Here is a 23,116-nt window from a genome sequence, read left to right on the forward strand (position 1 = left end):
GTCAGCGTCGGGGCTCAGCGGTAGTTCAGGCCCATGGCTGTCCGAACTTCCTCAAGGGTGTCCCTCGCTGCATCCCTGGCCTGCTCGCAGCCCTCTTCAATAATGGCGTGAACCAGATCGGGATTGCCTTCATATTCGCGAGCACGTTCATGCAAGGGACGCTGTTCTTCAATAATCGAGTCAATCAACGGCTTCTTGCACTCCAGGCAACCAATGCCTGCCGATCGGCAGCCGGTTTGTACCCACTCCTGAGTATCCTCATCAGAATAAACCTGATGAAGCCCCCAGACTGGACACTTCTCCGGTTCGCCGGGATCGGTCCGCCGAACCCGCTGGGGATCGGTTTGCATGGTGCGGATTTTCTGGGAGACGTTGTCAGGGTCTTCGCGAAGACCGATATAGTTGTTGTAGGACTTGGACATTTTCTGGCCGTCCAGTCCCGGCATCTTCGATTCCGGTGTCAGCAGGGGCTGGGGTTCCGGGAGTATCACCTTGCCACCACCTTCGATATAGCCGTACAGACGCTCGCGGTCGCCCAGGGAGATGTTCTGTTGCTCCTTGAGCAATGCCCGCGCCGTTTCCAGGGCTTCCATATCGCCCTCTTCCTGGTAACGCTTCTTCAGGGTGCGGTAAAGCTTGGCGTTCTTCTTGCCCATCTTGACGATGGCCCCCTCAGCCTGCTCCTCAAATCCCGGTTCACGGCCGTAGATGTGATTGAAGCGGCGAGCGACTTCACGCGTGATCTCCACGTGAGACACCTGGTCTGCACCTACGGGTACCCGACCAGCTCGATACATCAGAATGTCAGCGCTCTGCAGCAGCGGATAGCCGAGAAAGCCGTAGGTGGCCAGGTCTTTCTCTCGAAGCTTTTCCTGCTGATCCTTGTAGGTGGGTACGCGCTCGAGCCAACCCAACGGGGTAATCATCGATAACAGCAGATGCAGCTCCGCGTGTTCCGGCACTTTGGACTGGATAAACATTGTTGAGGATCCGGGATTGACGCCTGCTGCGAGCCAGTCGATCACCATATCCCAGACGCTATCCTCAATGCCGCTGGGATCATCATAGTTGGTGGTCAGCGCGTGCCAGTCGGCAACGAAGAAGAAGCATTCGAATTCATGCTGGAGTTTCACCCAGTTCTTCAGAACACCGTGATAATGGCCGAGGTGCAACTTGCCGGTGGGACGCATGCCGGACAAAATCCGTTGCTGGGAATCGACAGAACTCAAAGCATGAACTCCTTTTATTTATAGGGAACAGCCATCATATTGCAGGCTGACCGGGCATTATAGTCTTATGTGTGGCCCGAGTTAAGAAGGCATTGAAAAACCTGCGCCGGAGCCGAAAACAAAAAGCCCCCGGCAGTCCGCATGGCAGACCCGGGGGCTTTCCTTCACCGGCGGTATTTTACCAGCCAGTCACTTCCTTGAGCGCCTTGCCGATTTCAGCCAGGCTGCGCACGGTTTTGACACCGGCGTCGTTCAGTGCAGCGAACTTCTCATCCGCCGTGCCTTTACCACCGGAGATAATCGCACCGGCGTGGCCCATACGCTTGCCAGGAGGTGCCGTCACGCCCGCGATGTAAGACACCACCGGCTTGCTGACGTTTTCCTTGATGAACGCAGCAGCTTCTTCTTCAGCGGTTCCGCCGATCTCACCGATCATCACGATGGCTTCTGTCTGCGGATCGTCCTGCAGCAACTGCAGGATATCGATGAAGTTGGAGCCCGGAATCGGGTCACCACCGATGCCGACGCAGGTGGACTGGCCGTAGCCAAAGTCGGTGGTTTGCTTGACCGCTTCGTACGTCAGGGTACCTGAGCGGGACACGATACCGACTTTGCCCGGCTTGTGGATGTTGCCCGGCATGATGCCGATCTTGCACTCACCCGGTGTGATAACGCCTGGGCAGTTAGGGCCGATCATGCGAACACCCTTGCGATCGACGTACTCTTTTGCGTAAAGCATGTCGATGGTCGGGATGCCTTCGGTGATGCAGACAATCAGCTGAATACCAGCGTCAGCCGCTTCAACGATGGCGTCTTTACAGAACGGCGCTGGAACGTAGATAACAGTGGCTTCGGCGCCGGTCTTTTCGACCGCTTCACGCACGGTGTTGAACACCGGCAGGCCCAAGTGTTCGGTGCCGCCCTTACCGGGGCTTACGCCACCAACCATTTTGGTGCCGTACTCAATGGCTTGCTCAGAGTGGAACGTGCCCTGTGCGCCGGTAAAGCCCTGGCAGATAACCTTGGTGTCTTTGTTGATCAGGATGCTCATTATTTACCCCCTGCGGCTTTAACGACTTGCTCTGCAGCATCCGCCAGGCTGGTGGCGGCAATGATGTTCAGGCCACTGTCGGCGAGTACCTGAGTGCCCTTCTCGGCGTTGTTGCCTTCCAGACGGACAACCACAGGAACCTTGACGCCCACGTCCTTAACCGCACCGATAATGCCTTCGGCAATCATGTCACAACGTACGATACCGCCGAAAATGTTAACCAGAACGGCCTTTACGCTATCGTCAGACAGAATGATCTTGAACGCTTCAGAAACGCGCTCTTTGGTCGCGCCGCCGCCAACGTCCAGGAAGTTGGCCGGCTGGCCACCGGACAGCTTGATGATGTCCATAGTACCCATGGCAAGGCCTGCGCCGTTAACCATGCAGCCGATGTTGCCTTCCAGCGCCACGTAGTTCAGTTCCCACTTGGCTGCTTCGGCTTCACGAGAATCTTCCTGGGAGGGATCGTGCATCTCGTGGATTTTTTTCTGGCGATACAGTGCGTTGCCATCAACACCGATCTTGGCGTCCAGGCAATGCAGGTCACCGGCTGGCGTGATGACCAGCGGGTTAATCTCCAGCAGCGCCAGGTCACGGTCTTCAAACAGTTTCGCCAGACCCATGAAGATCTTGGTGAACTGACCGATCTGTTTGCCTTCAAGGCCCAGCTTGAACGCCAGCTCGCGACCCTGGTACGGCTGCGCGCCAACCAGCGGGTCGATTTCGGCTTTCAGAATCTTTTCCGGAGTTTCTTCGGCAACCTGTTCGATCTCAACACCACCTTCGGTGGAGGCCATGAACACGATACGACGGGTGCCACGATCCACAACCGCGCCCAGGTACAGTTCCTGGTCGATGTCGGTCAGGGATTCAACCAGAATCTTGCTCACCGGCTGGCCATTCTCGTCAGTCTGGTAAGTTACCAGGTTCTTGCCCAGCCACTTTTCAGCGAACTCACGGATTTCATCTTTGCTCTTGACCAGCTTTACACCACCGGCCTTACCACGGCCACCAGCGTGAACCTGTGCCTTTACAACCCATGCGTCACCACCGATTTCGGTGGCAGCCGCTACGGCTTCCTGAGGGGTATCGCAGGCAACGCCCTGGGATACTGGCAGGCCATATTCAGCGAAAAGCTGTTTGCCCTGATATTCATGCAAATTCATAGTTAATGTCCCGCTTTCTGATGGAGGATAACCACATACGGAAATTGAACCCGCGCTATGCGAATTCGGTTCGATGCGCCGGGGATCACCTCAGCGCATCCTTAACGCGACCGAAAACCAGCCGTTTTAATAGCAGCGGGGCGCCGTCATTGGCGCCCCTGTTTCCTGGCTCGCGCTACTTCTTTTTGCGACGGTTGGCGATGTGAATCGCTCCGCCGGCAACACCCAGAGCCGCTTCATGCACAGACTCGGACAGAGTCGGATGTGCAAAACAGGTCAAGGCGAGATCTTCAGCACTGGAACCGAACTCCATGGCAATGACGCCCTGAGCAACGATTTCAGAGGCCTGGGGACCCACCACGTGGAAACCGACAATTCGGTCGGTTTTCGCGTCGGCGATGATCTTGACCATGCCGGACGCCGCATTCGCTGCCATGGCACGACCATTGGCGGCAAACGGGAACGTGCCCACATTGTACTCTTCACCTTCCGCTTTCATCTCCTGCTCGGTCTTCCCAACCCAGGCGACTTCCGGCGACGTGTAGATCACGTTCGGGATGCAATCGTAGTTAACCTGAGGCTTGTGCCCGGCAATACGCTCAGCAACCATAACGCCTTCTTCGGATGCCTTGTGGGCCAGCATCGGGCCACGGACCACGTCACCAACCGCCCAGACGCCAGGCGCCTCGGTTTTACAGTTGTCATCCACGAAGATGAAACCGCGTTCGTCCAGTTTTACACCGGAGTCTTCAGACAACAGGTTATCGGTATAGGGGCGACGGCCAACGGCGACGATCAGCTTGTCAAACTTGGCTTCCTGCTTACCCTTCGAATCCTCATAGGTCACATTGACCAGTTTGCGCTTGACTTCCGCACCGGTCATACGTGCGCCCAGGACAATGTTAAGACCCTGCTTCTGGAACTGTTTCAACGCATCCTTGGCAACCTGCTGGTCAACAACTGGCAGGAAGGTATCAACAGCTTCAAGTACCGTTACCTCTGCCCCCAGGCGAGCCCACACGCTGCCCAGTTCCAGACCGATAACGCCGGCCCCGATAACGCCGAGACGCTTGGGAACCTCAGTGAACTCCAGAGCGCCCTCAGAGTCCACAATGTGCGTACCATCGAATGGCGCTGGTGGAATCTGGATAGGACGTGAACCCGTGGCGATAATCACATTCTCCGCCTCGTAGGTCTTTTTCTTGCCGTCCTTATCGGTCACTTCCACGTTGCGGTTGGCCAACAGCTTCCCATGGCCGTAGATCGGTGTAACGCCGTTGGACTTGAACAGGCCACCGATGCCACCGGTCAGCTGGTCCACGATGCCTTCTTTGCGCTTCATCATCTTGGCGATGTCGAATCCGACTTCCTTGGCGATAATGCCCTGCTCGGCAAAATCGTGGCTGGCTTCCTCATACTTGTGGGAAATCTCCAGCAACGCCTTGGAAGGAATGCAGCCCACATTCAGGCAGGTACCGCCTAGCCGGTTCTTGCCTTCTTTATCGGTCCAGGACTCGATACACGCGGTTTTCAGGCCTAGCTGAGCCGCTTTGATGGCGGCAACATAGCCGCCCGGGCCAGCGCCAATGACGATTACGTCGTACTTGTCAGACATGTTTTATCCCGTTATCCAATTCGTTAAGTGTCAGCTCAGACGTCCAGCAGAATGCGCGCCGGGTCTTCAAGCATTTCCTTGATAGCCACCAGGAACTGCACTGCTTCCTTGCCATCGATCATGCGGTGGTCGTAGGAGAGCGCCAGATACATCATCGGCTGAATCTCGACCTTGCCGTTCACAGCCATCGGACGCTCCTGAATCTTGTGCATACCCAGGATGGCCGTCTGTGGCGGATTGAGGATCGGCGTGGAGATCAGTGAACCGAAGATACCACCGTTGGTGATGGTAAAGGTGCCACCGGTCATATCCTCGATACCGAGCTTGCCGTCTTTGGCCTTGGTTCCGTACTCGACGATCTTCTTCTCAATGTCGGCCAGGCCGAGCGCATCGGTGTCACGAACCACAGGCACAACCAGGCCGCGGTCACTTGATACTGCAATACCAATATCCTGGTAACCATGGTAAACCATGTCGTTACCGTCGATGGAGGCGTTGACCGCCGGGAAGCGCTTCAGCGCTTCGGTCGCTGCCTTGGTGAAAAAGGACATGAAACCGAGCTTGACGCCATGACGCTTTTCGAAGCTTTCTTTGTATTGCTTGCGCAGCTCCATGACCGGCCCCATGTTCACTTCGTTGAACGTGGTGAGCATGGCCGCAGTCTGCTGGGCATTGACCAGTCGTTTCGCAATGCTGGCGCGCAGACGAGTCATGGGAACGCGCTTCTCCGGACGCTCGCCGGATCCAACATCCACCTGCGGCATATCGCCGGCCGGCTTCGATGCCGGATTTGAAGCAGCCCCTGAAGATTTTCCAGTATCTATATGATTCTGAACATCTTCTTTAGTTACGCGGCCGTCTTTTCCGGTACCCTCAATGGCGTCCGGATCAATGCCGTTCTCTTCCGCCAGCTTCCGCGCTGCCGGGCTGAGGATGGCTTCGCCAGAGGATTTGGCAGGCGCTTCGGAGGACTTTTCCGAAGTCGCTTCGGGCTTACTTTCCTCTTTCTTGCTGTCATCCTTGGCTGCAGGCTTGGAGTCACCAGCCGCGCCTTCCTTGAACTTACCGACGACTTCACCACTTTCTACGGTGTCGCCTTCGCCCTTGAGTACTTCCTCGATAACACCATCCGCCGGAGCTACCACCTCGAGTACGACCTTGTCGGTTTCAATATCGACAATCAGTTCGTCACGTGAACAGGCTTCGCCAGGCTGCTTGTGCCAGGTCGCGACTGTCCCCTCTGCGACCGACTCTGGGAATACGGGGGCTTTTATTTCAGTTGACATCTCGGATCCTTAGTTCGGTAGCTCGTCAGATTTCAAACGCGTCGTTAACCAGTTTTTTCTGCTCTTCAATGTGAACCGACATATGGCCACAAGCCGGAGCCGCTGAGGCGTCACGACCGGCATACTGAAGATACAGCTTGGGATTGTGACGATGCAGCGCATTACGCATATGATGTTGGCTGCAATACCAGGCCCCCTGGTTCATGGGCTCTTCCTGGCACCAGACCACGTGCTTGAGCTTGCTGTGCTGGCTCAGGAGCTCGTCCAGATCGTCTCCCGGGAATGGGTATAGCTGTTCGATACGAACAATAGCAACGTCATCCCGCTCGTCCGCTTTTTTGCGCTCCAACAGGTCAAAATAGACCTTGCCGCTGCACAGAATCAGACGAGTGACTTTTTTCGGGTCGGAGGGTTCCTTCTCCGGCAGTACCGTCTTGAAGGTACCCGATGTCAGGTCGTCCAGTTCCGAGGTGGCTTCCTTATGACGCAACAGGCTCTTTGGCGTAATCGCAACCAAAGGTTTGCGCAGTGGGCGCTTAACCTGACGACGCAGCATATGGAATACCTGGGATGGCGTGGTCGGCACGCACACCTGAATATTGTGCTCCGCGGACAACTGCAGGAAACGCTCCAGTCTTGCCGAACTGTGCTCCGGGCCCTGGCCTTCATAGCCATGTGGCAACAGAAGGGTAAGGCCACATAGCCGCCCCCACTTGTGCTCACCGCTGGTCAGGAACTGATCGATCACCACTTGGGCGCCATTGGCGAAGTCACCAAACTGGGCTTCCCAGACCACAAGACCATTGGGTGCCGTGGTGGAATAACCATATTCGAACGCCATCACCGCCTCTTCTGAGAGCAGTGAGTCGTAGATTTCAAACTTCGGCTGGTTCTCGGAAATGTGCTCCAGAGCAATATGGTGGGCACCATCCTTCTGGTTGTGCAGCACCGCGTGGCGATGAGAGAAGGTACCACGACCAACGTCCTGGCCGGTGATCCGGATGGGATGGCCTTCATTCAAAAGCGTGGCGTAGGCCATCACTTCACCGTAGCCCCAGTTAATCGGCAGCGCGCCGGCGGTCATTTTTTCCCGGTCACTGACAATCTTGGATACCTGACGCTGGACACTGAAGCCTTCCGGCACGTGAGTCAGTTTCTTGCCCAGTTTCTGGATCGTCTTGAGGGCAACACTGGATTTGCACTTTGCCGTCCACTCGTGGCCCAGATAAGGCGTCCAGTCGACATACAGATCCTTGTTGGGCTCCTTGACCAGGGACTTGACCACGTGGTCACCTTTGTCCAGCTCGTCCCGGTAGTCCAATTCAATCTGCTTGGCTTCGTCTTCACTGATCACGCCATCAGCAACCAGCTTTTCCGCATAGAGGTTGCGGGTGGTTGTCAGCTTGCGAATCTTTTCGTACATCACCGGCTGTGTTGCGGCCGGCTCATCCGCTTCGTTGTGTCCGCGGCGGCGATAGCACACCAGATCGATCACCACATCGTTCTTGAACTCGTGGCGGTAATCCATGGCCATCTGGGTCACGAACATGACCGCCTCGGGATCGTCCGCATTCACGTGCAGGATCGGGGCCTGAATCATCTTGGCCACATCGGTGCAGTATTCCGTGGACCGGGCATCTTCCTGCTTGCTGGTGGTAAAACCAACCTGGTTATTGATGACGATATGAATAGTGCCGCCAACGCCATAGCCCCGGGTCTGGGACATCTGGAAGGTTTCCATAACCACACCCTGCCCGGCAAACGCAGCGTCACCGTGCATGATGATGGGCACACATTGGGTGCCGTTGGGGTCGTTACGACGGGTCTGGCGGGCACGGACTGAGCCCTCAACCACCGGAGACACAATTTCCAGGTGCGACGGGTTAAACGCCAGCGCAAGGTGGATTTCGCCACCTTCGGTCATCACATTGGAGGAAAAGCCCTGGTGATATTTAACGTCACCGGAACCGGAATCGGCGAGTTTCTTGCCTTCAAACTCGTCAAACAGTTCTTTCGGGTTCTTGCCAAGCGTATTAACCAGAACATTCAACCTGCCCCGGTGCGCCATGCCCAATACAATTTCTTTTGCGCCGTAGCTGCCAGCCCGCTGGATCAGCTCATCCAGACAGGGGATCAGGCTCTCGCCGCCTTCAAGGCCAAACCGCTTAACGCCCGGATAGCGGGAACCCAGGTATTTTTCGAGACCTTCCGCCGCGGTCAACCGCTCCAGCAAATGCTTACGGGTTGCAGACTCGTAGTTGGGGCGCGAGCGAACCGGCTCCATGCGTTGCTGGAACCAGCGTTTGATCCGAGTGTCCACAACGTGCATGTATTCCGCACCGATGCTTTCACAGTACGTCTGGCGAAGACCGCCAACGATATCCCGAAGCTTCATTGTTTCGGAGCCGAAATTCAGCGAACCGGTCTGAAACTCGAGGTCGTAGTCTGCTTCCGAAAGCTCGTGAAAGGCTGGATCGAGATCTTCAACCTGCGGGCGGTTCCAGACACCGAGCGGATCCAGCTTTGCTTCCTGATGGCCACGAAAACGGAAAGCGTTGATCAACTGGAGGACACGGATCTGCTTTTTGTCCGCATCAACCGTAGCGCTGGCAGGTACGCCGCTGCTGGCAAGAAAGCGCTGGTTACGGGAGATGTGCTCAAATTGCTGGCGGATGGACGAATGGTCTATATCGCGACCTTTGTAGCCATCCACACTGGGAAGTTTATCGAAATAGCTGCGCCATTCTTCGGGAACGGCATTGGGGTCTGTCAGGTAGGTTTCGAAAAGCTGTTCAACATAGGCGAGATTCCCCCCTTGTAGGTGGGAAGTCTGCCACAACTGCTCCATTATGCTTTCGTGCATTTTGAATAGCTCACCTTGGGCTGGTGCGGGGAGCTGGCTATGGTCGGCCAGGGGTATATCTGAGTCAATACGGGTTTTTACGGGATCGACTGTGGCCACCACACCCAACATGGATGTTTTCCGTTCCCCGGTGGTTATTATACTCAGCAAACCGTTAGGAACCTTTTAAGCTCCCGTCACGGCCTGCGTAGTGTGCACCCTGCTAAGACTTTTGACTATAAGCCTTTGGTTGAAGGGCCCGCGTCGTTGCGAGCCCTTCCGGGTGCGAGCCTTGTCAGCACAGTATAGCGTTTGTTTCAGATTCTGCTTACGTAGCCCGCTGAAGCAGAAGGTTCCGAATGTGGCCAATCGCCCGAGTTGGGTTCAAGCCTTTTGGGCAAACGCTGACACAGTTCATGATGCCCCGACAGCGGAATACGCTAAACGGATCATCCAGATTGGCAAGACGCTCCTCCTGCGCGGTATCCCGGCTATCTGCCAGGAACCGGTAGGCTTGCAGCAGCCCGGCTGGGCCAACAAACTTATCCGGATTCCACCAGAACGACGGGCAGGACGTGGAACAGCAGGCACAGAGGATACACTCGTACAGGCCGTCCAGCTTTTCCCGGTCTTCCGGTGACTGGTACCGCTCAATGGCGGGCGCCGGGTTGTCGTTGACCAGATACGGCATGACCTTTTCGTACTGCTTGTAGAACAGGCTCATATCCACGACCAGATCACGAATCACCGGCAATCCCGGCAACGGGCGCAATACCAATTTGTTGTTCTTGAGCACTTCCGACAACGGCGTAATACAGGCAAGACCGTTCTTGCCATTCATGTTCATGCCGTCGGACCCACACACGCCTTCCCGACAGGAACGGCGATAGGCCATTGAGGGGTCTTGCTCCTTGACCAGGTTAAGGACATCCAAAACCATCAGGTCCTTTCCTTCCGGTATATCCAGCTCTACGTCCTGCATATAGGGCGCATTGTCGGTTTCCGGGTTGTAGCGGTACAGGCTTACTAACATTGCACAATCCCCCTTAGTAAGTCCGGATCTTCGGCTGGAATGTATCCACCGTTTTCGGAGCGAAGTTTACATCACGCTTTCCAACACGCTTGTCCAGCGGGAAGTACAGCGAATGCTTCAGCCAGTTTTCATCATCACGCTCGGTAAAGTCGTTACGGGCATGAGCACCGCGGCTTTCCTTACGCTCATACGCTGAAACGGCCGTTGCAAGGGCAACTTCATACAGGTTGTCGAGCTCAAGGGCTTCGATACGTGCGGTGTTAAACGCATTGCTGGTGTCCGCGAGCTTGGTATTACGAACGCGCTTACCAATGTCTTCCAGCTTCTGAAGACCTTCTTCCATGCTCTTACCGTCACGGAACACACCGAAGTAAAGCTGCATGCAGTTCTGCAGATCCTTACGCACTTCCGCAACGCTCTCACCTTCCGAGGCGCTGTTCAGGCGATCAAGGCGTGCCATGGCGTTCTTGATATCTTCCTCGCTGGCGCCATCCACTTCAAAGCCGCCGCGAAGCTGCTCTTCAATGTGCAGGCCAGCAGCACGACCAAAGACGACCAGATCCAACAATGAATTTCCGCCGAGACGGTTGGCACCATGAACAGACACACAAGCTGCCTCACCACAGGCAAACAAGCCGGGAATGGGCGTGTCGTTGCCATTTTCATCCTGACTCAGGGCCTGGCCACCCACGTTGGTGGGAATACCCCCCATCATGTAGTGACAGGTTGGTACCACCGGCACCGGCTCTTTCACAGGATCGACGTGAGCGAAGGTACGGGACAGTTCACAGATGCCCGGCAAGCGCAGATTCAGGGTTTCTTCACCCAAGTGATCCAGCTTCAGAAGCACGTGATCCTTGTCCGGACCACAGCCACGACCCTCAAGGATCTCAATAACCATGGAGCGCGCGACAACGTCACGGCCGGCAAGGTCTTTCGCGTTCGGCGCATAGCGCTCCATGAATCGCTCGCCCTCGGCGTTGATGAGGTAGCCACCTTCACCCCGACAACCCTCAGTCACCAGGGTGCCCGCACCGTAGATGCCAGTCGGGTGGAATTGCCACATTTCCATATCCTGCATCGGGAAGCCAGCGCGAAGCGCCATACCGATACCATCGCCAGTGTTGATCAGGGCGTTGGTAGTGGACGCATAGATACGGCCGGCGCCGCCCGTAGCCAGAACCGTGGCCTTGGACTTGATGTAAGCCACCTCGCCGGTTTCAATCTCAATGGCCACAACACCGACCACTTCGTTCTTACTGTTCTTGACCAGATCAACGGCGTACCACTCATTCAGGAAGGTGGTGCCACCCTTGAGGTTTGCCTGGTAAAGCGTGTGCAGCAGCGCATGCCCCGTACGGTCGGCAGCAGCACAGGTACGGGCGGCCTGAGTGGGATTATCCGGGCCCTTGGACTGGCCGCCAAACGGGCGTTGATAAATGCGCCCTTGCTCGGTACGCGAGAACGGCAGCCCCATGTGCTCGAGCTCGAACACAGCCTGGGGACCCACGGAACACATGTACTCAATCGCGTCCTGGTCACCGATATAGTCGGAACCCTTGACGGTGTCATACATATGCCAGCGCCAGTCATCATTGGGGTCAGCACTGGCAATGGCACAGGTAATACCACCCTGGGCGGATACAGTGTGGGAACGGGTCGGAAATACCTTGGTGATACATGCGGTATTGACGCCGGATTCTGTCAACTGAAGGGCGGCACGCATACCGGCACCGCCGCCACCGATAACAATCGCGTCATAAGACATGGTCTTGATATTAGCCATTAATTAAAGCCCCCAAAGAATCTGAATGCCCCAGACCAAATACACGAACATGGCCAGGCCGCACAGTGCCTGTACCAGGAAGCGCGGCAGGGTCGCCTTGATGTAATCCGTTGTCACTGTCCAAAGCCCAACCCAGGCGTGCGCGCCGATTGAGAGCAGTGCAAGCAGTGTGAAGATGCGGAACCAGGTCTGGTCGAAAAGCGCTGACCAGCTGTCGTAATTAATATCAGTGGTCAGGACGAACCCGAAAAGAAAAACTGTATACAGAGCAAGTACGTAGGCGGTAACACGCTGGATCATCCAATCGAAAACACCGCTGCGTCCGAGATTCGTTACGCTGTTTACCATACCCAGACTCCTGCCAGAAGGATGAGAATAACGGAGATTACGACTGTGGCTTTCGCCGCGAGCCGGCCACTTTCCAGCTCTTCGCCGATGCCCATATCCATCAGCAGGTGCTTGATACCCGCAACCAGGTGGTACAGCAAGGCAGACAGAATGCCCCAGGTAATCAGCTTCGCAAGGAAACTGTCCAGCAAGTCACTAACCCGACTGAAGCCTTCTTCCCCGGAAAGGGAAAGCTGAAGCCCATACAACATGAAAGCAACACCCACGAAAATGATGATGCCACTGACGCGATGCAGTATGGACGTGATGGCTGGCAGCGGAAAATGAAACTTGCCGAGATCGAGATTTACTGGTCGTTTGCTATTCACAGCGCTCTCACACTCTCTCTTGGTTCCGCGGGGCCGGAAAAGACCGGATGCGGATGGTTGGTATGTAAGGATCGGCATGCTGGACGAATCCGGCACACGATGTGCTCAGGAGGGAGAAAAACCGGCATGCGCTCTTTTAAAATCTGACGCTGCGGCCTGTTATATCCCCGATTCCGGGCTACGGATTATAAGGAGTACCCTTTTCAATTACAAACGCGCAACTCTGCCAGAGCCCGTTAAATCAGGCTCCGGGACTCGCTATAAAGAGGATTGACAAAATCAATTTAACCTCGAAAGCGGCCGTATTCTGGATTTCCCTGATTTACAGAAACTGTCAAATAATGGGTTTTATTGCCTCTTCCATTGACAAAAAAAGCCAACGCCCTATATTTTGCCGCCAGTTTTGCGATAATACGCGCCTTCTAGCGCTTCCAAATGCTGATAAATAGGAGAGCACCATGACCGACAGGAAAGCCACGCTTTCGGTGGGTGACAAGTCCATTGAGCTACCGGTTTACTCAGGCACCGTCGGCCCTGACGTCATTGACGTGAGAAGCCTTGTCCAGGAAGGCGTCTTTACGTACGACCCTGGATTTGTATCCACCGCAGCCTGCGAATCCCAGATTACCTACATCGATGGCGCCAAGGGCGTTCTCCTGCACCGAGGCTACCCAATCGAGGAATTGGCAGAAAACTCCGACTACCTGGAAGTCTGCTACCTCCTGCTCAACGGCGAGCTTCCGACAGCGGAAGAGAACAAGCGCTTCCACGACACCATCAAAAACCACACGATGTTGCACGACCAGATGCGCAACTTCTTCCAGGGTTTCCGCCGTGATGCGCATCCGATGGCCATCATGTGCGGTGTCGTCGGCGCTCTGTCGGCCTTCTATCACGATCAGATGGACGTCACCAACATTGAGCAGCGGGAAATCACCGCTCACCGCCTGGTTGCGAAAATGCCAACGATTGCAGCCTGGTGCTACAAGTACAGCATCGGCCAGCCGTTCATGTATCCCCGCAACGACCTGACCTACTCTGAGAACTTCCTGCAGATGATGTTTGGCGTTCCCTGCGAGGAATACAAACCAAATCCGATCCTCGCCAAGGCGATGGACAAGATTTTCATCCTGCATGCCGATCACGAACAGAACGCGTCGACCTCAACCGTACGCCTTGCCGGCTCTACCGGTGCCAACCCCTACGCGTGTATCGCTTCTGGCATCGCGGCTCTCTGGGGGCCTGCCCATGGCGGCGCCAACGAAGCTGTGCTGGACATGCTCGCGGAAATCGGGGACGAGTCCAACATCGAGAAGTTCATCGCCAAGGCAAAAGACAAGGACGACCCCTTCCGCCTGATGGGCTTTGGCCACCGGGTTTATAAAAACTTCGATCCACGCGCCAAAGTGATGGCCGAAACCGCGCACGAAGTCCTGACCGAGCTCGGCCTGGAGAATGATCCTCTCCTCAAGATTGCACAACGTCTCGAGAAGATTGCCCTTGAAGACGAGTACTTCGTCCAGCGTAAACTTTACCCGAACGTAGACTTCTACTCCGGCCTTATTCTCAAGGCCATCGGCATTCCGACGTCCATGTTTACCGTCATATTCGCACTTTCGCGGACCATTGGCTGGTTCTCACACTGGAACGAAATGGTCAGCGGCGACTATCGCATTGGCCGGCCGCGCCAGCTGTATACAGGCTCCGAAGCAAGGAGCTACCCCAAGAAATAGCTTTCGGATAGCCGTTGATCGAAAGGCCGCTGCAACAGCGGCCTTTTTTGTGCCCTCACATTCTGTAATGATTGATGCCTACTTCGCGCAAACACCAACCACGTCCGGAGAAACAGTGATGAACGTAACTGCCGCATTTATCGGTCTCGGCGTAATGGGCTACCCAATGGCGGGCCACCTGGCAAACGCCGGCCTTACGGTCCAGGTATGGAACCGCACTCACGCCAAAGCAGAGAGCTGGGCGAGCCAGTATAACGGCAAGGCCTGCGACTCTATCGCCGCCGCCGTTGCTGAAGCAGACTTCGTATTTACCTGCGTGGGCGCCGATATCGATCTGGAAAAAGTCTACGAAGGCCCCGAGGGCATCATTGCCAACGCCAAGCCCGGCGCTGTGCTGGTTGACCACACAACTGCCTCCGCAGGCATTGCAGAGCAGCTTGGGCAGCTTGCCAGGGCCCGCAACCTCGAATTTATTGACGCCCCGGTATCCGGTGGCCAGCAAGGTGCGGAAAACGGTCAACTGACCATTATGTGCGGTGGGGAGGCCGATCCTTTTTCGCAAGCGAAACCACTGATGGAACATTACGCCAAGGCCCTGAACCACATGGGGCCGATCGGCAGCGGCCAGAAAACGAAGATGGTGAATCAGATCGCCATCGCTGGCCTGGTTCAGGGTCTTTCTGAAGCCCTTCACTTTGCTGAACAGGCAGAACTGGATGTTCGAAAAGTCGTCGACGTGATCTCAAAAGGCGCAGCTCAATCGTGGCAGATGGAAAATCGCTCAGGCACGATGATCGATGGAGAATTCGAGCACGGCTTCGCTGTCGACTGGATGCGCAAGGATCTGGCAATCTGCCTCGAAGAGGCGAGGAAAAATGGATCGAGGATTCCGGTCGCCGCACTCGTTGACCAGTTCTATGGAGATGTTCAGCAAATGGGGGGAAGCCGCTGGGATACTTCATCGCTGATACAACGGCTACGCAAGAAACCCTGAGGTTCGCTCCAGACAACTGGTAGGATGAGCATCGAACCCATCCTACCAGTCATCCACTCGTCACTTCTCTTTCGGCTGCCATTTGCCGTTCACGAACCACGCAGACCATCCAGTCGCTTTGCCGTCTTTTTCCGACATCACATACTGCTCCTTGCTCTTCCGGCTGTATCGGATGACCGTCGGATTACCTTCCGGGTCGCGCTCCGGAGCATCCATCAAGTAACCGTACTTGGGATCAATTTCCTTGCGATGAGGCTTGATCTCCATAACCAGCGGCGGACGCGTCTCCCGGTTCTTGGGAAACTTGCTGGCCGCGAGGAACAACCCGGAAGCGCCATCACGAAGTACATAAGTGTCTTCCACCTTCTGGCACTGCAGCTCGGGCATTGGCACTGGATCCATCTTGGGAGGCGCAGGCTCGCCGCTTTTCAGGAGCTTGCGGGTGTTCTTGCATTCGGTGTTGGTACAACCGAAATATTTACCGAAACGCCCCGTTTTCAGCTGCATCTCGGAGCCGCACTTATCGCATTCGAGGGTCGGACCTTCGTAGCCCTTTATACGGAACGTACCCTTCTCCACTTCATAGCCGGAACAATCGGGGTTGTTACCGCACACATGAAGCTTTCGGCCCTCGTCCACCAGGTAACTGTCCATGGCAGTTCCGCATTTCGCGCAACGCCGCTTCTTGCGCAGCAGGCGGGTCTCACCTTCGCCGTCCACATCTTCGTCAGCACTGACAACTTCGTCACCGGAAACCAGGTTGATGGTTGTTTTACAACGTTCTTTGGGTGGCAGGGAGTAACCTGAACATCCCAGGAAAACGCCGGTACTGGCTACGCGAATCTGCATTGGTCGACTGCACGTCGGGCATGGAATATCGGTCTCAGTGGGGGTGTTCGCCCGCATGCTTCCATCGTCACCGCTCTCGGCGGTTTCGAGTTGTAAACGAAAACGGCCATAAAAGTCATTTAGAACTTTCTTCCAGTCCACTTCGCCGCCAGCAATGTCATCCAGCTCATCTTCCATTTTGGCGGTGAAGTCAAAGTCCATGAGGTTCGGAAAGGATTCCGACAACCGCTCGGTGACGATCTCGCCCATCTTTTCGGCGTAGAAACGGCGATTCTGCAAACGAACGTAGCCGCGATCCTGAATGGTGGAGATAATCGATGCGTAGGTGGATGGTCGTCCGATCCCCTGCTTCTCCAGCTCCTTGACCAGACTCGCCTCAGTGTAGCGCGGCGACGGCTTGGTGAAATGCTGACTGGGCTCGAGCTTCTTCAACGCCAGTGTTTCGTCGACCTTGATGTCAGGAAGCGCGATGTCTTCGTCTTTCTTGCCCGACTGGGGTGCCACCTTGAGGAAACCCTCAAACTTGATGATCCGGCCCCGGGTACGAAGCTCATAATCACCGTTGGCAACCACAATGGACGTGCTCAGGAATTCAGCATCCGCCATCTGGCAGGCAATAAACTGGCGCCAGATCAGATCGTAGAGTTTTTCAGCGTCCTTCTCCAGGCCGCTTATATCGGCCGGCCTACGACTCACATCGGTCGGACGGATGGCCTCGTGAGCTTCCTGGGCGCCCTCTTTGCTGCCGTATACCCTTGGTTTCTCCGGCAGGAATTTATCGCCGAACTGCTTTTTGACAAATTCGCGGCAAGTGCTCACGGCGTCCTGACTCAGATTGGTCGAGTCGGTACGCATGTAAGTAATGAAGCCAGCTTCATAGAGGCGCTGCGCCAACATCATGGTTTTCTTGACGCTGAACCCCATCCGGTTGCTGGCAGCCTGCTGCAGCGTGGAGGTAATGAAGGGAGCAGAGGGACGGGAGCGTGTCGGCTTGTCCTCTCGTTTGGCGACCTTGAACGTGCCATCCTTCAGGCGCTCAACATGATCGGTACTCTGCTTTTCACTAACCGGACGATAGACTTTATCGTCGTACCGCGTCACTTCAAAACGAACGGGTTGCTCGGCCTGCTTGGACGCCAGATCTGCGTGCAACTGCCAGAATTCTTCAGGAACGAACTTGCGAATTTCCCGCTCACGTTCGACGATAAGTCGCACCGCGACCGACTGAACCCTACCCGCCGAAAGGCCTCGTGCAATCTTCGCCCACAGCAACGGCGACACCATGTAACCGACAACCCGGTCGAGGAATCGGCGTGCCTGTTGAGCGTTCACACGGTTGTTATCGAGATTTCCCGGGTCCTTGAAGGCTTCCTGGATGGCACGTTTGGTGATCTCATTGAACACGACGCGACGATATTTTTCCGGCTCACCGCCAATGGATTGCTGGAGGTGCCAGGCGATCGCCTCCCCTTCACGGTCCAAATCCGTCGCGAGATAGATATGATCAGCGGATTTCGCGAGCCGTTTGAGTTCGCTGACAACCTTTTCCTTACCGGGCAGTATCTCGTACCGGGCGCTCCAGTCCTGGTCAGGGTCTACCCCCATACGGGCAACCAGTTGCTCCCTGGATTTCCGCTTCTTGTGAATCACCTTTTCTTCAGGGCTCATCTTGCGGGTCAACGCCGCCTGCCTGGCGCGTTCTTTCGGATCTGACGTTGAGCCGCTACCGCTGACTGGAAGGTCGCGAATGTGCCCGACGCTGGACTTCACAATGAAGTCGGACCCCAGGTATTTGTTGATGGTCTTCGCTTTCGCTGGCGACTCGACAATAACGAGGCTTTTACCCATATCGGAGATCTGTGTCCTTGGCGATAATCGGTTAAAAAATCAGCAAACCGTAAACTCGCTGTAAAATCAGTCGGCTAGAAAACAGTCCATAGCCGCCACAAGTGTATAGGTGCATTGTTTTACAGGGTCAAGAAAAGCAAGACAACCCATTCTTTTATTTCCAGGCACCTTTTTCTACAGTCAGAGACAGGAAAGCCCGGCATTTGCCGGGCCTCCTGAGACAGCGTTACTGATTCCGGTTAATGAATCAGAGACGCTCCCAAACCGTTGCAATGCCCTGCCCCAGGCCGATACACATGGTGGAAACACCAAGCTTACCGCCTTTGGCCTGCATGACATTCAGCAGGGTTGTGGAGATACGTGCACCGGAACAACCCAGCGGATGCCCAAGGGCAATCGCGCCACCGTTCAGGTTCACCTTCTCTTCCATCACACCCAGCAGCTTCAGGTCTTTCAAGACCGGCAGGGACTGACCCGCAAAGGCTTCGTTCAGTTCCCAGAAGTCGATGTCTTCGACTTTCAGGCCCGCACGCTTCAACGCCTTCTTGGTTGCCGGAACCGGACCGTAACCCATGATTGCGGGATCACAGCCGGCAACGGCCATGCTGCGGATCTTGGCAACCGGCTTCAGGCCCAACGCCTCGGCACGTTCTGCGGACATCAGCACCATGGCTGCTGCACCATCAGTCAGCTGCGAGGACGTACCTGCAGTCACTGTGCCGTTTTTAGGATCGAACGCTGGCTTCAACTGACCCAGCGATTCAACGGTGGTTTCGGGACGAATGGTTTCGTCTTCCTCGATCAGCACCTTAAAGCCGTTCTCGTCATGGCCTTCAATCGGAACGATTTCGTTCTTGAAGCGACCTTCCTGAGTGGCTTCATGCGCCAGGCGGTGTGAACGTGCGCCAAACTCGTCCTGCTGCTCACGGGTAATGCCGTGCATCTTGGCGAGCATTTCTGCGGTCAGGCCCATCATATTGGACGCTTTGGCAGAGTACTTGGACGCAGCCGGGTTGTGGTCAAAACCGTCGGTCATGGGAATGTGACCCATGTGCTCAACACCACCCACGAAGAACACATCGCCGTTGCCAGTCTGGATCGCCTGGGCAGCGGTGTGAATCGCGCTCATGGCAGAACCACACAGACGGTTCACGGTCTGCGCAGCAGACTCGTGAGGAATGCGGGTCAGCAGTGAGATCTGACGCGCTACGTTGAAGCCCTGCTCCTTGGTCTGGTTTACACAGCCCCAGATCACATCTTCAACTTCTTTCGGGTCGAGCTTCGGGTTGCGCTCAAACAGTGCTTCGATCAGCGCAGCCGACAGGGTCTCCGCACGTACATTGCGGAAGCAGCCGTTTTTGGCACGCCCCATCGGAGTCCGCACGCAATCGACGACGACAACGTCTCTCGGATTAAGGCTCATAGATCTTTCTCCGTTCGGAAATCTCGTTCAGGGTTAGCCAAAGAACTTTTCGCCAGTCTTGGCCATTTCACGCAGCTTCTCGGTCGGATGGTACAGGGGACCAAGATCTGCAAACTTGTCTGCCAGCTCGACGAACTTGTCGACACCCATGTCGTCGATATAACGCAGGGCACCACCACGGAATGGCGGGAAGCCGATACCGAAGATCAAACCCATATCGGCGTCTGCCGGGTCTTCAACAATGCCATCTTCCAGGCAGCGAACGGTTTCAAGACACAGAGGCAGCATCATACGGGCGATGATGTCCTCGTCGCTGAAATCGTTCTTACCCTGAACAACTGGCTCAAGCAGCTTGTAGGTTTCTTCGTCGACAACCTTCTTCTGCTTGCCCTTGCGGTCCAGTTCGTACTTATAAAAGCCCTTGTCGTTCTTCTGTCCGTAACGGTTGTTATCGAACATAACGTCAATGGCGGTAGTACCCTCGTGCTTCATGCGATCCGGGAAGCCGTCAGCCATGACTTCACCAGCGTGCTTGCCGGTATCCATGCCAACCACGTCAAGCAGATAGGCAGGGCCCATCGGCCAGCCAAACTTTTCCATAACTTTGTCGACGTGCTGGAAGTCAGCGCCGTCACGCACCAGGTTCACAAAACCACCGAAGTACGGGAACAGAACCCGGTTGACCAGAAAGCCGGGGCAATCTTTAACAACGATCGGTGTCTTGCCCATAGCCTTGGCGTAGGCAACTGTGGTGGCAATCGCCCGGTCGCTGGTCTTCGCGCCGCGTATAACCTCAACCAAAGGCATCATGTGCACCGGGTTGAAGAAATGCATGCCGCAGAAGTTTTCCGGGCGCTTCAGGTTCTTGGCCAGCAGGTCGATGGAGATGGTTGAAGTGTTTGACGTCAGAATCGCGTCTTCGCGAATGTGATCTTCCGTTTCACGCAGAACCGCATCTTTAACCTTCGGGTTCTCAACAACCGCCTCGACAACCAGATCGACATTCTTGAAGTCGCCGTAGTTCAGTGTCGGTGTGATGCTGTTCAGAACGTCAGCCATCTTGCTGGCGTCCATCTTACCCTTGTCAACGCGCTTGGAAAGAAGCTTCTTGGCCTCTTTAAGACCCAGAGCAATGCCTTCCTGGGCGATGTCCTTCATGATGATGGGCGTACCCTTCAACGCGGACTGGTAGGCCACGCCGCCACCCATGATACCAGCGCCCAGAACGGCCGCCAGTTTCACGTCATTGGCTTCCTTTTCCCAGGCCTTGGCCTTTTTCTTCAGCTCCTGATCGTTCAGGAACAGACCAACCAGGCAGGCTGCCACGTTGGTTTTGGCCATCTTGGCGAAGCCTTTGGCTTCAACCTCGATCGCTTTGTCACGGGTAAGGCCGGCATGCTTCTGCATGACCTTGATCGCCTCGACCGGGGCCGGATAGTTCTTGCCAGCCTGGCCGGCAACGAACGCCTTGGAGATCTCGAAAGCCATCATGCTTTCCATGGCGTTCAGCTTGATCTTGCCCTTCTTCTCATCACGACGCGCCTGGTAATCCAGCTTGCCGTCGTTGCACTGGTTGATAATGCTAATGGCTGCTTCTACCAGCTTCTCACCCTCAAGCACGGCATCAACTGCACCAACTTTAAGAGCTTTATCGGCACGGTTCTCAGTGCCGCCGCAGATCCATTCAACCGCATAGTCAACACCGACCAGACGGGACAGACGCACAGTGCCGCCAAAACCCGGGAAAATGCCCAGCTTTACTTCCGGAAGACCGACTTTGGCCTTCTTGTCCATCACCCGGTAATCCGTGGCAAGACACATTTCGAAGCCGCCACCCAATGCCATACCGTTGATCGCCGTTACGGTGGGGAAAGGCAGATCTTCAATCGCGCTGAATACCTCATTGGCCTTGAGGTTGTTGGCAACGAGGTCTTCTTCCGGCCCGGCAAACAGGTCGGTGAATTCCGTAATGTCGGCGCCAACAATAAAGCTGTCCTTGGAACTGGTCACAACAAGGCCTTTCAGGCCCTTCTGCGCTTCCAGTTTGTCAGTCGCGGCGCGGAGCTCTTCAATCGTGAGACGGTTGAACTTGTTCACTGACTCGCCCTGCAAGTCAAAGTTCAACTGAGCGATCCCGCCTTCGATCTCTTTAACCGTGATGGCTTTACCTTCGTAAATCATCAACTGATCTCCAGTCTGTGTTTGGAACTGCTGAAACAGCCGCACAAGCGCTTCGCAAGACGACCGCTGATGCAGCGAGATTTCGGTCACTATTTTCTATCACTACCCGATCAAGCGATCCAAAAATTCATACAGTCGTTTGAATCGTGGTGTGACACGATGAAAAAAAACGGCTCGTTTGTCAATTTGTTTCTGGAAGAATCAACCCGACCTGCCCCGAAATGAACAGCCGAACGGCATCAGGAGGCGAATGGAATTGTTGTTTATCAAGTATGTAGTTCGAGGTATTGATGCAAAACGGCAGGTTTATCATGTAAATTTTAAATTTGTTTACATTTACGCCTGTAACGCCCCTTAAAACAACTTGATTGGCCGGCGGAGTTACTTTACCTTCAGCCTAAGACTTTAGTCCACAATAATAAAACAGCCTTAACGGAGACCCATCCGATGAAAGACGCTCGCTTGCGGGTACGTTCCCTGGTAACGGCGCTCGTGCTGTTACTGATCACCTCCTTTACGGTCCGCGCCCAGGAAGGCGACGGTTTTCTGTCGGACCTGCATAATTTCCGGGTCAATAACTACATGGCACTCGATGCCTACTATCGCTTCAGCGCAAGTGGCGATACCGAAACCCTGAACGAGATTGTCGCCAGTATCAATGCCGCCAACGAATCCATGAATTCGGTCGCCGACAGCACTGCCGGCGTATTGTCCGGAGCACAGGTGGAAAGCCTCAACTTGGAATTCGACAAGTTCAAGGACCTGATGCGGAGCAACATCAATGACGTGCGCAACACCGGCTATCCCGATCTGCGCCTTGTGTCCGATATGGCGAACCAGGCGTTATCGATGAACCAGGTGGCTTCAGAAATGTACGCGGTTGCCCGGGAAAGCGCCGAGGTCGCAACCGCCCAGAGAGTCGAAGCCGCACGCTCGGCGGCAGTGACCATGGCACAGATGATGGCCAAGTACTCCGCCCGCACCCATTCGTCAGTGGCGCAAACCTTCCAGGGCTCCTCCAACGACATCCCTCTTGACGAGCAGGCAAAGCAGTTTGACGCCTTGCTGTCACAGATCACCAAAGGCAGCGCCCAGGGCCCACTAAAAGCCGCACTGGACGACCTGACCTCCAAGTGGGAGTTCATTCGTGGCTCCTACATCAACTACAACGACAACAACGTTGCGTTTGTGATCGACCGCTATTCCAAGGGCATTCTCAGGGGCCTGGAAACAACCATTGGCCTGTTGCGCGAAAACGCCTGATCCTCATACCGGCCGGGGCGTTTCATTGCCCCGGTCAACTCTCCTCGTCACTCTTCCAGTCCGTTATTGATACCTGTCAGTGTTGGTTTACACTGATAAGA

Annotated in this window: 16 protein-coding genes; 3 read left to right on the plus strand and 13 right to left on the minus strand. The window is 55.3% G+C overall.

Translation table 11 applies throughout. The annotated features are described in order from the left end of the window. Positions 1-14: 14 nt before the first annotated feature. The 10 genes from MDG893_RS03465 to sdhC all read right to left on the minus strand — a co-directional run bounded on the left by MDG893_RS03465 (position 15) and on the right by sdhC (position 12,724). The gene (locus MDG893_RS03465) at positions 15-1,229 is read right to left on the minus strand and encodes a tryptophan--tRNA ligase (RefSeq protein ID WP_007152335.1); all 1,215 of its coding nucleotides are present in this window, start codon (positions 1,227-1,229) and stop codon (positions 15-17) included. Between the two features lie 178 nt (positions 1,230-1,407). After that, positions 1,408-2,280: a succinate--CoA ligase subunit alpha gene (gene sucD / locus MDG893_RS03470; RefSeq protein WP_007152336.1), complete on the minus strand. Its 873-nt coding sequence runs from the start codon at positions 2,278-2,280 to the stop codon at positions 1,408-1,410. Further along, entirely contained in the window at positions 2,280-3,446 is a 1,167-nt protein-coding gene (sucC, locus tag MDG893_RS03475) for an ADP-forming succinate--CoA ligase subunit beta (protein WP_007152337.1), read from the minus strand. The genes sucD and sucC overlap by 1 nt, the downstream gene beginning before the upstream one ends. 175 nt (positions 3,447-3,621) lie before the next feature. Next, on the minus strand, positions 3,622-5,061 hold the full coding sequence (gene lpdA, locus MDG893_RS03480; RefSeq protein WP_007152338.1) for a dihydrolipoyl dehydrogenase: 1,440 nt from the start codon (positions 5,059-5,061) through the stop codon (positions 3,622-3,624). A gap of 35 nt (positions 5,062-5,096) precedes the next feature. Beyond that, positions 5,097-6,347, minus strand: a complete 1,251-nt coding sequence (gene odhB / locus MDG893_RS03485; RefSeq protein WP_007152339.1) for a 2-oxoglutarate dehydrogenase complex dihydrolipoyllysine-residue succinyltransferase — start codon at positions 6,345-6,347, stop codon at positions 5,097-5,099. A 25-nt stretch (positions 6,348-6,372) separates the two neighbouring features. Beyond that, complete coding sequence (locus MDG893_RS03490) at positions 6,373-9,210, minus strand: 2-oxoglutarate dehydrogenase E1 component (RefSeq protein ID WP_007152340.1); 2,838 nt, start codon at positions 9,208-9,210, stop codon at positions 6,373-6,375. 307 nt (positions 9,211-9,517) lie between these two features. Further along, entirely contained in the window at positions 9,518-10,222 is a 705-nt protein-coding gene (locus tag MDG893_RS03495) for a succinate dehydrogenase iron-sulfur subunit (RefSeq protein WP_007152341.1), read from the minus strand. Between the two features lie 13 nt (positions 10,223-10,235). Further along, the gene (gene sdhA, locus MDG893_RS03500) at positions 10,236-12,008 is read right to left on the minus strand and encodes a succinate dehydrogenase flavoprotein subunit (RefSeq protein WP_007152342.1); all 1,773 of its coding nucleotides are present in this window, start codon (positions 12,006-12,008) and stop codon (positions 10,236-10,238) included. A gap of 3 nt (positions 12,009-12,011) precedes the next feature. Then, a complete protein-coding gene (gene sdhD / locus MDG893_RS03505) occupies positions 12,012-12,356 on the minus strand; it encodes a succinate dehydrogenase, hydrophobic membrane anchor protein (RefSeq protein ID WP_007152343.1) in 345 nt (114 codons plus the stop codon). After that, positions 12,350-12,724, minus strand: a complete 375-nt coding sequence (gene sdhC / locus MDG893_RS03510; protein ID WP_040474231.1) for a succinate dehydrogenase, cytochrome b556 subunit — start codon at positions 12,722-12,724, stop codon at positions 12,350-12,352. The genes sdhD and sdhC overlap by 7 nt, the downstream gene beginning before the upstream one ends. A gap of 458 nt (positions 12,725-13,182) precedes the next feature. Here sdhC and gltA point away from each other — a divergent pair, with 458 nt between their 5' ends. After that, positions 13,183-14,457, plus strand: coding sequence for a citrate synthase (gene gltA, locus MDG893_RS03515; protein WP_007152345.1), 1,275 nt, complete (start codon positions 13,183-13,185; stop codon positions 14,455-14,457). 67 nt (positions 14,458-14,524) lie between these two features. Then, positions 14,525-15,451 carry an NAD(P)-binding domain-containing protein gene (locus tag MDG893_RS03520; protein ID WP_157132750.1) on the plus strand — a complete coding sequence of 309 codons (927 nt, stop codon included), beginning with the start codon at positions 14,525-14,527 and terminating at the stop codon, positions 15,449-15,451. A gap of 60 nt (positions 15,452-15,511) precedes the next feature. Here MDG893_RS03520 and topA read toward each other — a convergent pair whose 3' ends face one another. From topA to fadB, 3 genes are all read right to left on the minus strand, one after another. Then, complete coding sequence (topA, locus tag MDG893_RS03525) at positions 15,512-18,148, minus strand: type I DNA topoisomerase (RefSeq protein ID WP_007152347.1); 2,637 nt, start codon at positions 18,146-18,148, stop codon at positions 15,512-15,514. 247 nt (positions 18,149-18,395) lie between these two features. Next, entirely contained in the window at positions 18,396-19,571 is a 1,176-nt protein-coding gene (gene fadA / locus MDG893_RS03530) for an acetyl-CoA C-acyltransferase FadA (RefSeq protein WP_007152348.1), read from the minus strand. A gap of 33 nt (positions 19,572-19,604) precedes the next feature. Then, the gene (gene fadB, locus MDG893_RS03535) at positions 19,605-21,752 is read right to left on the minus strand and encodes a fatty acid oxidation complex subunit alpha FadB (protein WP_007152349.1); all 2,148 of its coding nucleotides are present in this window, start codon (positions 21,750-21,752) and stop codon (positions 19,605-19,607) included. A 447-nt stretch (positions 21,753-22,199) separates the two neighbouring features. Between fadB and MDG893_RS03540 the strand changes: the two genes are divergently transcribed. Continuing rightward, on the plus strand, positions 22,200-23,015 hold the full coding sequence (locus tag MDG893_RS03540) for a hypothetical protein (RefSeq protein ID WP_007152350.1): 816 nt from the start codon (positions 22,200-22,202) through the stop codon (positions 23,013-23,015). Positions 23,016-23,116 lie beyond the last annotated feature (101 nt).

The sequence above is a fragment of the Marinobacter algicola DG893 genome (assembly GCF_000170835.1).
In the GTDB taxonomy this organism is placed as follows: Bacteria; Pseudomonadota; Gammaproteobacteria; order Pseudomonadales; family Oleiphilaceae; genus Marinobacter; species Marinobacter algicola.

What these genes read in the sequence shown, in the direction of transcription:
- MDG893_RS03495 (WP_007152341.1), bottom strand. Translation starts at nt 10,222, where the DNA reads ATGTTAGTAAGCCTGTACCGCTACAACCCGGAAACCGACAATGCGCCC.
- topA (WP_007152347.1), bottom strand. Translation starts at nt 18,148, where the DNA reads ATGGGTAAAAGCCTCGTTATTGTCGAGTCGCCAGCGAAAGCGAAGACC.
- fadA (WP_007152348.1), bottom strand. Translation starts at nt 19,571, where the DNA reads ATGAGCCTTAATCCGAGAGACGTTGTCGTCGTCGATTGCGTGCGGACT.
- sdhD (WP_007152343.1), bottom strand. Translation starts at nt 12,356, where the DNA reads ATGGTAAACAGCGTAACGAATCTCGGACGCAGCGGTGTTTTCGATTGG.
- MDG893_RS03520 (WP_157132750.1), top strand. Translation starts at nt 14,525, where the DNA reads ATGATTGATGCCTACTTCGCGCAAACACCAACCACGTCCGGAGAAACA.
- odhB (WP_007152339.1), bottom strand. Translation starts at nt 6,347, where the DNA reads ATGTCAACTGAAATAAAAGCCCCCGTATTCCCAGAGTCGGTCGCAGAG.
- sucC (WP_007152337.1), bottom strand. Translation starts at nt 3,446, where the DNA reads ATGAATTTGCATGAATATCAGGGCAAACAGCTTTTCGCTGAATATGGC.
- lpdA (WP_007152338.1), bottom strand. Translation starts at nt 5,061, where the DNA reads ATGTCTGACAAGTACGACGTAATCGTCATTGGCGCTGGCCCGGGCGGC.
- gltA (WP_007152345.1), top strand. Translation starts at nt 13,183, where the DNA reads ATGACCGACAGGAAAGCCACGCTTTCGGTGGGTGACAAGTCCATTGAG.
- MDG893_RS03540 (WP_007152350.1), top strand. Translation starts at nt 22,200, where the DNA reads ATGAAAGACGCTCGCTTGCGGGTACGTTCCCTGGTAACGGCGCTCGTG.
- fadB (WP_007152349.1), bottom strand. Translation starts at nt 21,752, where the DNA reads ATGATTTACGAAGGTAAAGCCATCACGGTTAAAGAGATCGAAGGCGGG.
- MDG893_RS03490 (WP_007152340.1), bottom strand. Translation starts at nt 9,210, where the DNA reads ATGCACGAAAGCATAATGGAGCAGTTGTGGCAGACTTCCCACCTACAA.
- sucD (WP_007152336.1), bottom strand. Translation starts at nt 2,280, where the DNA reads ATGAGCATCCTGATCAACAAAGACACCAAGGTTATCTGCCAGGGCTTT.
- sdhA (WP_007152342.1), bottom strand. Translation starts at nt 12,008, where the DNA reads ATGGCTAATATCAAGACCATGTCTTATGACGCGATTGTTATCGGTGGC.